Origin of the sequence: Sporosarcina sp. HYO08 (assembly GCF_001563475.1) — a bacterium.
In the GTDB taxonomy this organism is placed as follows: Bacteria; Bacillota; Bacilli; order Bacillales_A; family Planococcaceae; genus Sporosarcina.
The window spans coordinates 170,855-184,487 of sequence record NZ_LPUT01000028.1; the positions used below are offsets into that span (position 1 = coordinate 170,855).

At 41.1% G+C, this 13,633-nt stretch carries 17 protein-coding genes; 12 read left to right on the top strand and 5 right to left on the bottom strand.

Translation table 11 applies throughout. The annotated features are described in order from the left end of the window. Nucleotides 1–63: 63 nt before the first annotated feature. Nucleotides 64–429, bottom strand: coding sequence for a YugN family protein (locus AU377_RS12215; protein ID WP_067408044.1), 366 nt, complete (start codon nucleotides 427–429; stop codon nucleotides 64–66). A 285-nt stretch (nucleotides 430–714) separates the two neighbouring features. Here AU377_RS12215 and AU377_RS12220 point away from each other — a divergent pair, with 285 nt between their 5' ends. Next, complete coding sequence (locus tag AU377_RS12220; protein ID WP_067408045.1) at nucleotides 715–1,791, top strand: CAP domain-containing protein; 1,077 nt, start codon at nucleotides 715–717, stop codon at nucleotides 1,789–1,791. Nucleotides 1,792–1,793: 2 nt separating this feature from the next. Here the strand turns inward: AU377_RS12220 and AU377_RS12225 are convergent, their stop codons facing one another. Beyond that, nucleotides 1,794–2,525 (bottom strand): aspartate kinase, encoded by a 732-nt coding sequence (locus AU377_RS12225; protein ID WP_067408046.1) that lies wholly within the window; start codon nucleotides 2,523–2,525, stop codon nucleotides 1,794–1,796. Between the two features lie 112 nt (nucleotides 2,526–2,637). On the opposite strand from AU377_RS12225, the gene AU377_RS12230 reads away from it, so the two are divergent. The 3 genes from AU377_RS12230 to AU377_RS12240 all read left to right on the top strand — a co-directional run bounded on the left by AU377_RS12230 (nucleotide 2,638) and on the right by AU377_RS12240 (nucleotide 5,008). Then, nucleotides 2,638–4,071 carry a UDP-N-acetylmuramoyl-L-alanyl-D-glutamate--2,6-diaminopimelate ligase gene (locus AU377_RS12230; protein ID WP_067408047.1) on the top strand — a complete coding sequence of 478 codons (1,434 nt, stop codon included), beginning with the start codon at nucleotides 2,638–2,640 and terminating at the stop codon, nucleotides 4,069–4,071. Nucleotides 4,072–4,134: 63 nt separating this feature from the next. Then, on the top strand, nucleotides 4,135–4,578 hold the full coding sequence (locus AU377_RS12235; RefSeq protein ID WP_067408265.1) for a YlbF family regulator: 444 nt from the start codon (nucleotides 4,135–4,137) through the stop codon (nucleotides 4,576–4,578). Between the two features lie 157 nt (nucleotides 4,579–4,735). Next, complete coding sequence (locus tag AU377_RS12240) at nucleotides 4,736–5,008, top strand: YlbG family protein (RefSeq protein ID WP_067408048.1); 273 nt, start codon at nucleotides 4,736–4,738, stop codon at nucleotides 5,006–5,008. A 25-nt stretch (nucleotides 5,009–5,033) separates the two neighbouring features. Here the strand turns inward: AU377_RS12240 and AU377_RS12245 are convergent, their stop codons facing one another. After that, nucleotides 5,034–5,426, bottom strand: coding sequence for a methylthioribose kinase (locus AU377_RS12245; protein WP_067408049.1), 393 nt, complete (start codon nucleotides 5,424–5,426; stop codon nucleotides 5,034–5,036). A gap of 147 nt (nucleotides 5,427–5,573) precedes the next feature. Here AU377_RS12245 and rsmD point away from each other — a divergent pair, with 147 nt between their 5' ends. Together rsmD and coaD are read left to right on the top strand one after the other, a co-directional pair. Then, nucleotides 5,574–6,122, top strand: coding sequence for a 16S rRNA (guanine(966)-N(2))-methyltransferase RsmD (gene rsmD / locus AU377_RS12250; protein WP_067408050.1), 549 nt, complete (start codon nucleotides 5,574–5,576; stop codon nucleotides 6,120–6,122). A 20-nt stretch (nucleotides 6,123–6,142) separates the two neighbouring features. Beyond that, a complete protein-coding gene (gene coaD / locus AU377_RS12255) occupies nucleotides 6,143–6,628 on the top strand; it encodes a pantetheine-phosphate adenylyltransferase (RefSeq protein WP_067408051.1) in 486 nt (161 codons plus the stop codon). Nucleotides 6,629–6,677: 49 nt separating this feature from the next. Here coaD and AU377_RS12260 read toward each other — a convergent pair whose 3' ends face one another. Next, a complete protein-coding gene (locus AU377_RS12260) occupies nucleotides 6,678–7,565 on the bottom strand; it encodes a hypothetical protein (RefSeq protein ID WP_067408052.1) in 888 nt (295 codons plus the stop codon). 192 nt (nucleotides 7,566–7,757) lie between these two features. Between AU377_RS12260 and AU377_RS12265 the strand changes: the two genes are divergently transcribed. Beyond that, nucleotides 7,758–8,804, top strand: a complete 1,047-nt coding sequence (locus tag AU377_RS12265) for a SepM family pheromone-processing serine protease (protein ID WP_067408053.1) — start codon at nucleotides 7,758–7,760, stop codon at nucleotides 8,802–8,804. On the opposite strand, the gene AU377_RS12270 is transcribed toward AU377_RS12265, so the two are convergent. Continuing rightward, a complete protein-coding gene (locus AU377_RS12270) occupies nucleotides 8,805–10,028 on the bottom strand; it encodes a nucleotidyltransferase (protein WP_368664430.1) in 1,224 nt (407 codons plus the stop codon). 116 nt (nucleotides 10,029–10,144) lie between these two features. On the opposite strand from AU377_RS12270, the gene AU377_RS12275 reads away from it, so the two are divergent. The 5 genes from AU377_RS12275 (at nucleotide 10,145) to AU377_RS12295 (ending at nucleotide 13,603) form a co-directional block, all read left to right on the top strand. Further along, nucleotides 10,145–10,678 carry a DUF177 domain-containing protein gene (locus AU377_RS12275; RefSeq protein WP_067408055.1) on the top strand — a complete coding sequence of 178 codons (534 nt, stop codon included), beginning with the start codon at nucleotides 10,145–10,147 and terminating at the stop codon, nucleotides 10,676–10,678. 23 nt (nucleotides 10,679–10,701) lie between these two features. Beyond that, nucleotides 10,702–10,875 (top strand): 50S ribosomal protein L32, encoded by a 174-nt coding sequence (gene rpmF / locus AU377_RS12280; RefSeq protein WP_067408056.1) that lies wholly within the window; start codon nucleotides 10,702–10,704, stop codon nucleotides 10,873–10,875. A gap of 241 nt (nucleotides 10,876–11,116) precedes the next feature. After that, on the top strand, nucleotides 11,117–11,875 hold the full coding sequence (locus tag AU377_RS12285; RefSeq protein ID WP_067408057.1) for an enoyl-CoA hydratase/isomerase family protein: 759 nt from the start codon (nucleotides 11,117–11,119) through the stop codon (nucleotides 11,873–11,875). A gap of 156 nt (nucleotides 11,876–12,031) precedes the next feature. Beyond that, nucleotides 12,032–13,387, top strand: coding sequence for an acetyl/propionyl/methylcrotonyl-CoA carboxylase subunit alpha (locus AU377_RS12290; RefSeq protein WP_067408058.1), 1,356 nt, complete (start codon nucleotides 12,032–12,034; stop codon nucleotides 13,385–13,387). Then, nucleotides 13,388–13,603 (top strand): biotin/lipoyl-containing protein, encoded by a 216-nt coding sequence (locus AU377_RS12295; RefSeq protein ID WP_067408059.1) that lies wholly within the window; start codon nucleotides 13,388–13,390, stop codon nucleotides 13,601–13,603. Nucleotides 13,604–13,633: the final 30 nt, after the last annotated feature.

Below are 13,633 nucleotides of genomic sequence, written 5' to 3' on the forward strand. Positions count from 1 at the left end.
CGTCTTAGTAGTCGTGAAAATCGGGGTGAAAAAAACCGGAGAATGGGCTCTCCGGCAGTGGGATTATTTTTGAAGGTTATAGGGTTGAAGAACTTCGTAGACAGCTTTTAGCGTTGTCTCACAGTCCTTCACAAGGCTTTCTGGAAAGATCTCATCATCGCCGTATTCAACGCCGAATGGATAATAATATTTTCCAAGCACAGGTTTTTTTAGTTTGATTGTTGCCTTGCGTGTATCGACATCTCCTTCAATAGCGACACCAAACACTCTTAAATAGTATGTACCTTCTTTTACAACATATTTTTTATCGTATGTTACACGTTCATAATCCCATTGTCCCGCACGGACAAGGTCGTGCTTTAGCATGATTTCATCAAGTACGGATAAATCGGTAACGAAATTTTCCAGCTCTGTATTTTCAATATACATAATACTTGTCCCCCTTTTTAGTTCATTCAGACAAATTACTATACCTCTTCATCATAGATCATATTCCAAGCAGTTGCAATGACAACATTGTGTCACATAAAATTCCAAAAAACTTCACTTGAACGTATGGAGTCCTTTCCTTTAGAAGGATCGGCCGCTATAAAAGAAATGGAAGACTTTTACTGAAACAATTAACGAATAAGGTATAATAAAAATATATAATTACTTTTATTTTTTGAAATGTAAGTTTTATGCCTAATAAATAGTATGAAAGCAGGAATACAAATGAAAGTCCTTTTGAGGGTCAGTGTATTACTTCTAATCGTTCTTATCATTATTTACTATATGGAGAATCGCGTAAAAGAAAACAAGCCGCTTGAATCACCGGTTCAGCATGGCACTGCTCTTCCTGTTCCGGATATGGGAGAAAGTAATGGCGGAGAGAGAACTGCTCGCCCGGAGAAAGGCTTATCGACTTGGGTTGGAAAAAGTGCAGAAAGTCTTTCCAAGGAGATCGGAAAACCGAATCGGATAGAGCCGTCAGAATTTGATTATGACTGGTGGATTTATACAAATATACCGAAAATGATGGTTGGCGTAAAAGATGGAAAGATTAATCAAGTTTACAGTGCTGATTATGCGGCAATGGTTGAGCCGTTTGAAATTGGTCAAAGTGTAGAAGATATTTATCGTTTTACGATCGTAGAATCAGAAATCAATGTTGAAATCGATGGAAGTGTGTACACTTTTACGCTGAATAGTGAGGATAGGAAAAACCGTTTACTCATTGCGTATGAAAATCTATATGCCCATCTTTATATCGATGATGAAGATGGAGAGCTGGAGGCGATTCGTTTTATCGATCCTGTGACACTTGTCATCCACCAGCCGTATGATATGACATATATGGGGGAAATCATTACATTTATTCGTCCATCCTCAACTGTTCAATTAGAAGTTGACCGAGCGATGGAACGGCAAATATTTGAATTGACGAACGTATATAGAGAAAAACATGGATTTGCTAAGTTGAAAAAAAATGATCAACTGGAGTTGATCGCGAGAGCACATAGTAAGGATATGGCTCTAGAAAATTACTTCTCTCATGAATCACCAGTAGCTGGCAACCTGGCTGATCGATTGAAAGAAGTGGCGGTAGAGCAAAAGAAAGCCGGAGAAAATATTGCTTTCAACTATATTGATGCGATTGATGCAGTTCATGGCTGGCATAATTCTCCGGCACATCGGAGTGTCTTACTCGATAAAAATTTTACGCATTTGGGAACGGGTGCTTACGGACATTATTACACACAAGTTTTTGTTCGGATGAACGCTGCCGAAAAGAATAACCAAAAGAAATAAGGCTATGGTAAAATCCAAGTTCCTTTTTCTGTCCCCGCGATTCCTCTAATATATAGGGGAATCGCTTTTTTAGAAGCAAATTTCGCGGCGCGTATTTGAATGATCGGTCGATCACAATTTAATAGGGGCATAAATTGATCCATTTTTAGGACATCTAACTTCACACTATTAGCAACTTTATGTGGGTCACTTGTCATTACGCCCGGAACATCTTTGAAAAATTCAACGTGAGAGGCTTCCAACGCAGCTGCAAGTGCAATCGCTGTTAAATCGCTTCCGCCTCTTCCAAGCGTCATTACTTGACCTGACTGATTCATTCCTTGAAATCCAGGGATAATTAAGCAATTGGTTTTCTTCAGTGTACGATTTATTGCTGTCGGATCAATTCGGTCGATTGTTCCATCCCCAAATTCTCCTTCTACTAAAATACCTGTTTTATATCCGTGAAGAACGGTATTTGAAACGCCTTCCCTTTTCAGTTCCGCCGAAAGGACTGCTGCCGCAATCAGTTCTCCGCAAGAAGCGGCAAGGTCACTTGCTTCTTTTGAATAGGAAAAAGCATCCGTAACACGTAAGAGGCTATCGGTTGAGTAAGGATTGCCGTATCGTCCAATTGCAGAAACGACAACTACGACAACTCCATACTTGTCTAGTCCATCTTTAATATGGGCTATGCATTTCAATCTTGTTTGTTCATCGCCCATGGCGACACCACCAAACTTTTGGATGATCATACGGATTCCCAACTTTCTTCGTGACGTTTAACGCATTTTTTTCATACGATAAAGTATGTTTCGCTCTCAATATATTCGTCAGAAGTTAAAATGTTCGGGAAGGGGGAAAGAGATGTTATTTTTACCTGAGCTCTTGAAAGATTGGCCTTGTACAGTTTTCGGGGGAGAGTTTAGGATTAATGTGAATGGAGTGTCAGAATGCTCTTCCAGGGTGCAAGAAGGCTTTATCTTTGTTGCAAGAAAAGGGGGACGAATGGATGGTTTGGAACATATAAAGGAAGCGATTGAAAATGGGGCAGTGGCAATCGTCGTCGATCGTGCTACATTGCAAGTGGATTCCATAAATGTTCCAATCATTCAAGTGCCGAACTGCCAAAAATTTCTTGCATATGCCAGTGCGCAATTTGCCAATAATCCTTCCAAACGGTTAACAATGATCGCTGTAACAGGGACGAATGGTAAAACAACTGTCACGCATCTTATTGGACAGTTGCTTCAAAAATTAGGGATTCAAGCAGCTGTAATTGGCACGACAGGCTGCTGGATTGATGGCGTGAAGGTGGAAGCGGATATCCCCGAGATGACGTCATTGCCAGCGGAGTTTTTACATCCTTTACTCGCAACATGTGAGCAGCGCGGTGTGAGCCATATCATTTTGGAAGCATCATCTATAGGGCTTGCTTCTGGTCGATTAGATGCATGTGACCTAGATATTGGGATTCTATTAAACATTGGGCTCGATCATTACGAAGAGCATGGGGGAAAACAAGCGTATATTGAGGCGAAAAAGCAGCTGATTTCAATGGTCAATACAATGATTGTGAATGAGGAAGATCCGTTATGCATGCAAATGATAGAAGGTGCCACAGTTCCGATTACCTATTTTGGTGAGCATAAGATTGCCGACAAAATAGCACCAAATTTAAACATTCCTTTTCCGGGTTATTATAATCGTTTGAACTTATTTGCGGCGATGAGTGCACTCATTTTGCTTGGCTATCGAATTGAAGAGCTTATTCCACATATAGCATCGTTAAGGCTTCCAGAAGGACGTTTACAGCGTTTAGAGCGCGACGGGGTCACTGTTTATATTGACTATGCACATACGCCGGATGCACTTCAGGCTGTACTTCAAACGTTATGTGGTGTTTGTTATGGGAAGCTTATTACAGTTTTTGGCTGCGGCGGGGAGCGAGATAAAGGGAAACGCAAAGAAATGGGCGAACTGGCTGTGTATTATTCTTCAAATGTATTCGTAACTTCAGATAATCCAAGAAATGAGGATCCTTCAGCAATTATTGCTGATATTTTAGTTGGATTTGGTGGTGATTGCTCTGCGATTGAAGTTGTACCCAATCGGAAGAATGCCATTCGACAAGCGATTTTTAGTGCAGCGCCGGGAGATATTGTGCTGATTGCAGGGAAGGGGCATGAAAAAACACAGCATACTGCAGAAGGAATTTTTCCGTTTTCTGATTTTGACGAAGCAAAGCAGGCATTGACGGAAAAAACATATATTGACATTAAAGATTTAAATAAGGGATAAATGGAAAGGTGCATCCCAACCATTCAATCTGTTATGATAGAAAGTGATGGGAGGGATCACTGTATAATGATGACCGATGAATGGATTACCATCATTGAAAAAGCAGAAGAGTTAACCGATATGTTGCTGTTGTCAGAAGCTGCGGCGGAATATCGTCAATCATATAACACTGTCTATTCGAATAAAGAATTGACTAATCATATCCGTACGTTTACTACTATGAAAGAACGTTATGAAGAAGTACAGCGATTCGGAAGGTATCACCCGGATTACCAGACTGTCATGAAAAACATTCGCGTACAAAAAAGAGAACTTGATCTCAACGAGAAAGTTGCAGCGTTAAGATTAGCAGAAAATGATTTACAAGAACTTTTTGATGAAATTAGCCTGCTAATCGGAAAATCTGTATCGGATTCAGTAAAAGTACCTACGGGCAATTCATTTTTCTCAAGTTCTTCCTGTGGCAGTGGATGCGGTTCGGGCGGAAGTTGTTCCTGTTCGGCCTAGTAATTCAAAAAAGGTTGCATGCCTGTCTTTTATGACATGCTATGTAACCTTTTCTTTTTGCTTCATGAATTCCATAATGACAGAAGTTTGGCTATACGTGGTTGCAGGTCATTTCGCTCATGTGGTATTGTATGTGGTAGGAAAAGAGGGGAATGCAATGGTTGATCGACAAGGAATTATTATTTATCTTCATCATTTAAAACAAGCAAAATCATTTCGTAAATACGGTCACGTGCACTATATATCCCGCAGAATGAAGTACATTGTCCTTTATTGCAACCAGGAAGATGTAGACATTACGATGCAAAAAATTGAGCGGCTTCCATCTGTGAAAAAAGTATTACCGTCGTATCGACCATTTGTGAAAACAGAATATGAAAATGCAAAACCAGATAAAGCAAAAGAATATGATTACAAAACAGGTCTTTGATTCACTTTAAAGTAGCCGCGTTCCATTACTGGAGCGGCGGCAATAAGTGATTTAGACGAAGGATTCCGGTTACGTATTGATAAAAAAGTTCTCGATCAGAGAATTCTGAAGAGTTTTTTAGTTCGATGTAAATAGGAGTCGTGCCCAATTGCTCGGCTGCTTCTTCGAATAATCGTCTTCTTTTTGATTTTATATCGTCTGTTTGAATGATGCCTTCACGACAGACATAGATCGGCATAAAATTACTTACGGTTGCCGGTTTAAAGGCAGCGGCAAGCGTTAGAGCATGTCCATTTGTTACTGGAGCGGCGAAAATAAATGCATGATGAAGCCGGGCTGCATTTGTTTTCATTAGTTCGCATAATTCGTAAACGTCGCCGTAGCCTTCGCCAAGTTCGATGAAACGTTGATGAAGCATATGGAAATACTTCCTTTCTTTTACAGTATAAGTAGGTGAATTGGGTATTTGTCTATCGAGACAACCTAGATCATATCATAAATTGTTTCTTCATTCCTTCTATAATAATAAGTAGGTGTAATTAATGACACTAAAGGTGGTGAATCGATGAGAGTCGTTGCTGGTTCTAGGAGAGGCATACCCTTAAAATCATTGCCCGGAACAAATACGCGCCCGACGTCTGACAAAGTGAAAGAATCTGTTTTCAATATGATTGGACCCTACTTCGACGGTGGGACTGTCGTGGAACTTTTTGGCGGCAGTGGATCATTATCTTTAGAGGCTTTGTCAAGAGGGGCAGATGATGCGTACGTATTTGAAAAAAATGCAAAAGCCTGTTCAATTATTGGAATGAATGCAGAAAAATGCCGCTTTACTGATCAAGTACATATTCATCGTACGGATGCAAGAAACGCTGTACAAATTTTACAGCGATTGAATGTTCAAGTAGATTTATTATTTATTGACCCGCCGTACGCCGAAGTAAAATTTTATCAATTAGCACAGGATTTTGTTGAGGCGGGAATATTAACGGAACATGCAATCATTGTTTGCGAGCACGAAAAACATCTGGAGTTAGCAGATTCATTTGGGTTATTTGAAAAAACAAAGAATTCGATTTATGGGAATAGTGCGATATCTATTTATCGGAGATAAAGGGAAATGAGGGGTATCGATTGTCTAAAATTGTTGTTGTGCCAGGTACGTTTGATCCGTTGACGAATGGACATCTTGACATTATTAAAAGGGCCTCCAAAATCTTCGGAGATGTGAGAGTGGCAGTAATGATCAATTCTTCAAAGAACCCGTTATTTACAGTGGAAGAGCGGGTTGCGCTGATCGAGGAAGTAACGTCTCAATTCGAAAATGTTAAAGTGGAATCATCTTCGGGGCTTCTCGTCGATTATGCGAAAAAAATCGATGCTTCGGCAATCGTTCGAGGGTTACGGGCAGTATCCGATTTTGAATACGAAATGCAAATTACATCGATGAACCGGGTGCTTGATGAAGAAATTGAAACGTTCTTCATCATGACAAACAACCAATATTCCTTCTTAAGCTCAAGTATCGTCAAAGAAGTTGCGAAATATGGCGGTGAAATTTCATCACTTGTCCCCAAAGTAGTAGAGGATGCATTGATAGCAAAGTTCAATAAAAAATAATAATGGTTATGATGAATGGAACACTTCATCATAACCATTATTATTTTAGTTAATAAATAAAATACAATAGTAACGGAACGAGAGCAATGCTCCACATGCGCCCGAAAATATAGGGCATAATAGAAATATTGGCAGATTTGGCGATCACAAACACTTGCATATGAATACTAAGACCATTTAACGATACGATTGCTGCGATGAGATAAGGATAAATAAAAAAGCTTGAAAAATGATCAGTTGCAGATTGGACGCCAGAAGTCATTTCAAAAATGGCTAAGGTAATTGTCTTTGTGATCCCCATGTCAAATGAAAATGCAGAAGTTGCAACGGTTGTTAGAACATTCCCAAGCGATGAAAAAAAAATGACCGTTGTTGCAACAAGAACAATGACCGAAGAACTCTCTTTTAGCGCATCTAATAGCGGCATACTTTTCTTAGCGGGCTCCAATTTTACATCTGTAGGCCCAGAGTCATTACTTGTAAAAAGAAATAGCAGCGTAATAAGGAAAAATAAGATGTTTGCTAAATGAATCGCAATTAATAATTTCCAACCGGCGCTTGTGCTATTAAATAGTTCGGTTCCGATAAAACCGATGATGAACATTGGTCCTGGTGCATGGCAAGCAGCTAGAAGGAGACTGCTTTGTTTCCTTGTCAACTCCCCATTTTTCATCATTTGTGTAACAGTTACGGCACCAACTGGAAACCCTCCAAAAGAGCCTAGAACATACGCTTTTAAATACTTTTTCCATTTTCTTTCCCTTTTTTGCGAGGTTGGCATTTTCAATAACCATTGTGTCAAAATAATGTATGGGAGCAAGTATGGAAGCAGCGCATTGATAAACAGGTACGCTCCCGTTTCCGCTCCATCATGTGCGATGCCAGGATACAAAATAAATAAAATAATAAGCGCCCAAATAATTGAAATGTTTACCATTCAACATAAGCATGTATGTAGTAATCACAAACAAGGTCCATACACGACACTCCTTTCACGTTCCAACCGATGAACAAAGGATAGTTGGAAGGAGAGATGATTGATCTGAAACTAAAAATGGAAGGAAAAAATCACTGGATTTACTAATATATATGTTATGAAAGTACAGGCTATTAACGGAGGTATTGTATATTGAGAAAAAAAAGACTTGGACTACTAGGCGTAATAATCGTCCTGCTCGTCTTATTATTCGCTTATCCACTTGATGCCTATATTACAAAGCCAGGGGGAGCGTATGAATTGTCTCCATTGGTTCAAGTCATTGGCGGAGATAAGGACGATCAAGGAATATTTAGTTTATTAACGATTTCGGTCGCTAAAGCAACCCCTTTTTTATATTCAGTTGCAAAATTGTCGGATTATCAAAACATATTGCCCGTGCACAAAGTAAGAAGGGTAGGAGAAAACGATAAGGAATACAATATTAGGCAGAAAAGGTTAATGTCCGATTCCCAGTTTAATGCGCTTACAGTCGCGTATTCAAAAGTTGGACTTCCGGTTGATATTGGTTTTAATGGTGTATTTATATCTGGAATTGTTAGCGGAGGCGCATCTGATGGGCGCTTGGAAGTTGGCGATCTGATTCACGCGGTCGATGGAGCCGAACTTACAGAATCTGGTCAGTTTTATCACGCGATTGCCGATAGAAAATTAGGAGACGAATTAACGCTTACGGTTGAGCGAAATGATCAGAAGCTTGACGTAGAAATTATTTTAGCGGAAATTCCAGAAAGCGATGGCCGCGTCGGGCTCGGCATTCAATTTGAAGAAGACCGTACCGTGAAAACAGATCCGGAAGTGCAATTTGATACATCTGAGATTGGCGGTCCGTCAGCAGGTTTGATGTTCACGTTAGAAATCATGAATCAGTTGCTTGACGAAGATTTAACAAAAGGATATAAAGTCACTGGTACTGGTGAAATGTACGAGGATGGAACAGTCGGCCGGATCGGGGGAGCAGATTTCAAAGTTGTTGCAGCGGATCGAAAAGGTATGGAAATTTTCTTTGCACCTGCAGATGATTTACCCGAAGAAGTGCGCCAAGCAAATCCAGGCATTAAGACCAACTACGAGGAAGCAGTTGAAATGGCAGAAAAAATCGGCACAAAGATGAAAATTGTGCCGGTTGTGACGGTTGACGATGCCATAGCTTATTTGGAAGCATTACAAGAAAAGTAATTATTGAAGGATAACTGGGTGCATTTGATAATCCATACCCACTTTATTCGCTTCGCCAATCCCAAGCATATAAAGATCGGCAGCTTGGGTATCAAAAGTAAAAGAGGGATCCGAAAAAGCGGCAGCCCTGCTAATAATGGGCAGCTTTAACTCTTTTTTAGTTTCATTTAAATAAGACCGGCCTTTAGGTGTCATGCCTAAAAGTCGTAAATAGGCGGGTTTTTCACTGTTTTTGCGCATACTATACGTAAATCCAGTGAAAATATGGGTAAGCATACGTTGAATTCTTGTCCACGTGTAACGTTTTGATTTTACTTCATTCATAAAGCTTTCGAAAGTTTCATGGCGAATAGCTGCACGGTAAATTCGATTTTCAATACCTTCCGTGACATCTGCAATTTGGGCAAGTTGTTCTGGCTTGGATCGTAATATGGTGTAACGAAGTAAAGGGTAAAAAGCATCCCAGCTCCCGAAAGATTTACCCTCGCTTTGCCAGTTGAAGAGCATTTCCACTGTCTTTTGAGGGAGGAAATCTGTTACTTCATCTAACTGTTCAGATTCAAATAAAACTTTTCTAATGCCTGTCGCACTTGCGATACGATTCCCAACGATTGGCGTATCGTGGTACTGGGCGGTCTTTCGGGGAATTGTTGCAGCACTCATTTTTGTATTTATTGTTTGCGCTGCCTGCATATAGTGAAAGCCTAAAATATTATTGGGCAGCTTCAAATCTACAACCGTTTGCGCTTCGACATTCGCTGCATTTAAGATCGTATGGTAAGCTTCATTTAAAGCTTTTGGATAACTCATCCCATTTTGAACAGCTTCTTTGATAGACTGTTCGTATCGCTCGCTCGTTTCTTCGATGAGACGAAGACTGTTTTCAAAAGGCGCAACTTGCCCATTTTCGCTGCCGAAGCAAAATGCATCACAGCAGAGGGCATCTAATAATTCAATCGCTCCCTTTGCGAACACGGGTGCATTTGCCGTCGCGAAAGCATAAGGAAGTTCAAAGATGAGATCTACCCCATGATGGATCGCCATACGGGTTCGTGTCCATTTATCGACCAATGCGGGTTCTCCCCGCTGAAGAAAATTGCCGCTCATTATGGCAATGATCACATCGGCACCGGTCGTTCGCTTTGCTTCCTTCACATGGTGCAAATGCCCATTATGAAATGGATTATATTCCACGACAATTCCAGTTGCTTTCAATACCGTCACTCCTTTGATACAATTAGTTTTAGTATAATGTCCAAGGCGTACAACTGACAAGAAATTATCTTGACATCCTTTTTACCGCATTATATAATTTACAGTGTTGTCTTGAGGTGATAGACATGAAATGGTCGATCCATCAATTGCAAAGATACAGACAAGGTGCGATGCCGTTTGACGAATCGGTCAACCTTGAAGCCGTCAAAAAACGGAATCCGGAAATCCGGGAAATTAAGCCTGTCCATGTTACCGGAAGCTGCACGATTGGATCAAAAAAAATATCGTGTCGATTCAAATTGGAAGGAACAATGATTTTACCTTGTTCTCGCACTTGGGAAGATGTAGAATTTCCTTTTTCAATTGAATCGGATGAACAGTTTAGTTGGGATGAAGATACACTTGCAACAGATGATGAAATTCATCCGGTTGTCGGTGACGTCATTGATCCGACGCCCGTTTTTGAGGAGCTGATTCTCCTTGAAGTGCCGCTTCAGGTTTTTAGTGAAAACGCTGATGATCTAAAGAAGGCAACGGGAAAAGGCTGGTCGTATGCAACTGATGAAGAATACTATGCCAAGTTACGGAAAGAACAGGAAACGAAAATCGATCCTCGACTTGCCGGATTAGCAAAGTTTTTTGAAACTGAGGACAAATAGGCGATTATAAGGAGGTGCCTTCAATGGCTGTACCAAAAAGAAGAACATCCAAAACAGCAAGAGACAAACGCCGTACACATTTCAAGCTACAAGTTCCAGGTATGACAACTTGCGATAACTGTGGAGAAATGAAATTGGCTCACCGCGTGTGCAAATCTTGCGGTCATTACAAAGGAAAAGACGTTGCAGGCGAATAATACGTTTCGCTTACACGAAGAGTACTAGCTCTTAAAAGGCTATCATGAGACCATGGCTCATGATAGCCTTTTTGCGTTTAGAAATATCAGTGACCCGTACTAAGTGAGTGGTGCCATGAAATTTATCGGTATTTTAGCGCTCATTTGTATATATTGATGAGATGCAGTTGTTCATATTTGCTGAAACTTGAAATTATTTTAGTTACACTGAATAAAAGTTAATGATTAAGGTGGAATGGATATGGCTTATCGAATTCAAATTGAAAATGATGTTGCAAAGTTTACCATCGATCGTCCGGAAGTGCGCAATGCCATTAATGGGGAAGTGATGGAAGGTCTAGAACGTTTTTTAGAACAAGTTGAAAACAATCCATCGATCGCCTATACGGTCATTACGGGTGCAGGGGATCGGGCATTTTGTTCAGGAGGAGACTTATCCGAATTTCATCGTTTGCGAACGGCCGACGAAGCGGTCCCGATGTTAAGTAAAATGGCAGGCTTACTTTACCGTCTAGCTACTTTACCGATGCCTGTCATTGCCCTTGTTAACGGCGCAGCGGTAGGGGGCGGCTGTGAAATTGCCATCGCATGCGATTATCGGATTGTCTCTTCAACAGTAAAAGCGGGATTCGTGCAAGGGACACTAGCCATTACAACTGGCTGGGGCGGCGCAACGCTTCTTTTTGAAAAAGATGGAAAACATGATCGTGTTTTTCGTATGCTTTCAGAGGCTGAGGTATTAAATGCCGAACAATTATTGGAAGTTGGCTGGGCAACTGAAATTTTTGAAGGTGATGCAAATGAAGGTTTGGAGCAGTTTCTTGCAAAAATGGTGAAGATTCATCCATCTGTTCACCGTGCCTATAAAACGATCGCTTTACGAAAGTGGACGGCTGACTTCATGCGTGATCGCATGCTGGAAGAAGCAAGGCAATGCTCACTACTATGGGAAAGCAAAGCCCATCACGATGCAGTCGATCTATTTTTATCCGGAAAATGAGGTGTTTTAGGGAATCGATGACAGTCACTCGCTGATTGTTATAGAAATCTATTGAAAAGATTAATTTTTCAGTCAAAGGTTGAAAACGTTTACAAGTATCGTATAAACTAAAAGGAGCACGATGTTCACATTCATTCGTTTTGAGGGGGGATTGTTCTGAAAAAGATCCTAATTGCGAACCGGGGGGAAATCGCTCTTAGAATTATAAAAACGTGTAAAAGGCTTGGCATTGCAACAGTTGCCGTTTATTCGGAAGCAGACCGTGACATGCCATTCGTCAAGGAAGCTGATGAAGCATTTTTACTTGGGAATGCACCTGTAAAAGAATCATACTTGAAGGCGGATGACATTGTGCAGCTTGCAGTCCAAACCGGCGCTGATGCAATTCACCCTGGCTATGGTTTACTATCCGAAAAAGCTGACTTTGTGAGGAAGATAGAAAAGGCAGGTATTCGATTTATCGGGCCAGATGCAGCGACGATCGAAAAAATGGGGGATAAGATCGGTTCACGCGTGACGATGCAACAGGCTGGGGTGCCTGTTATTCCGGGAACAGATAAAGGGGTCGGCACTTTGGAAGAAGCACTTCAAAGCGCCCCGTCAATTGGCTACCCGCTCATGTTAAAAGCGAGCGCGGGTGGAGGTGGCATTGGCATGGTGCGCTGTGAAAATGAACAAGCGCTCAGTCAACATTTTAATTCTGTTAAAGCGAGGGCGAAAGCTTATTTCGGTGATGATGTCGTCTTCCTTGAAAAGTTTATTGCGGACGCTCGACATATTGAAGTACAGATCTTTGGTGATCATTATGGGAATATTGTTCATTTACACGAGCGGAATTGCTCCGTTCAAAGACGTAATCAGAAAGTGATTGAAGAAGCGCCATCACCACGCTTAGCGGACGATGTGCGCGGACGTCTGCATGAAGCGGCGGTGCGGGCCGCGAAAGCCGTCAACTACAAAAATGCAGGAACTGTTGAATTTATCGTAGATGAAAATGATGAGTTTTACTTCTTAGAAATGAATACAAGATTACAAGTTGAGCATCCCGTTACTGAAAAAGTGATGGGGTATGATTTAGTAGAATGGCAAATTGAAGTCGCGAAAGGAAATCAGTTGCCTGAATCAGATCAGTCGAAGATGGGGGTCAACGGTCATGCGATTGAATACCGTATTTACGCCGAAGATCCAGTGAAGTTTTTACCTTCTCCGGGCATCATTCAACGATTGGACTGGGGGCAGTTAGATGATGTGCGGATCGATTCGGGCTACGTCGAAGGAGGAAGAGTCACTCCTTTTTATGATCCATTGATCGCGAAGGTAATTGTCTATGCTTCAACAAGGGAAGAGGCGATTGACAAATCGCGGGAATTCCTGACAAATGTAAAAGTAGAAGGGATTAAAACGAATGTCCCATTTTTTAATCAATTCATTCAAACAGATGAATTCATTTCAGGAAAGTATACAACGAACGTATTAAATCATTTTCAGTTAACGGCGAAGGGGGAAATATAAATGGCGGCAGTGAAATCAACGATGGCAGGAACAGTTTTTACAGTCAATGTGGCGGTTGGGGAAGAAGTGTCCGTAGGGCAAGTCGTATTAGTGCTTGAATCGATGAAAATGGAAATTCCTATTGAGGCAGACATTGCTGGAAAAGTTTCCGCAATCAATGTCCAAGTTGGCGATTTCGTCAATGAAGAAGATACGCTGCTGACAATTGAATCGTAAGGGAAGACGGGGAGAATGGACGGAAGGGGA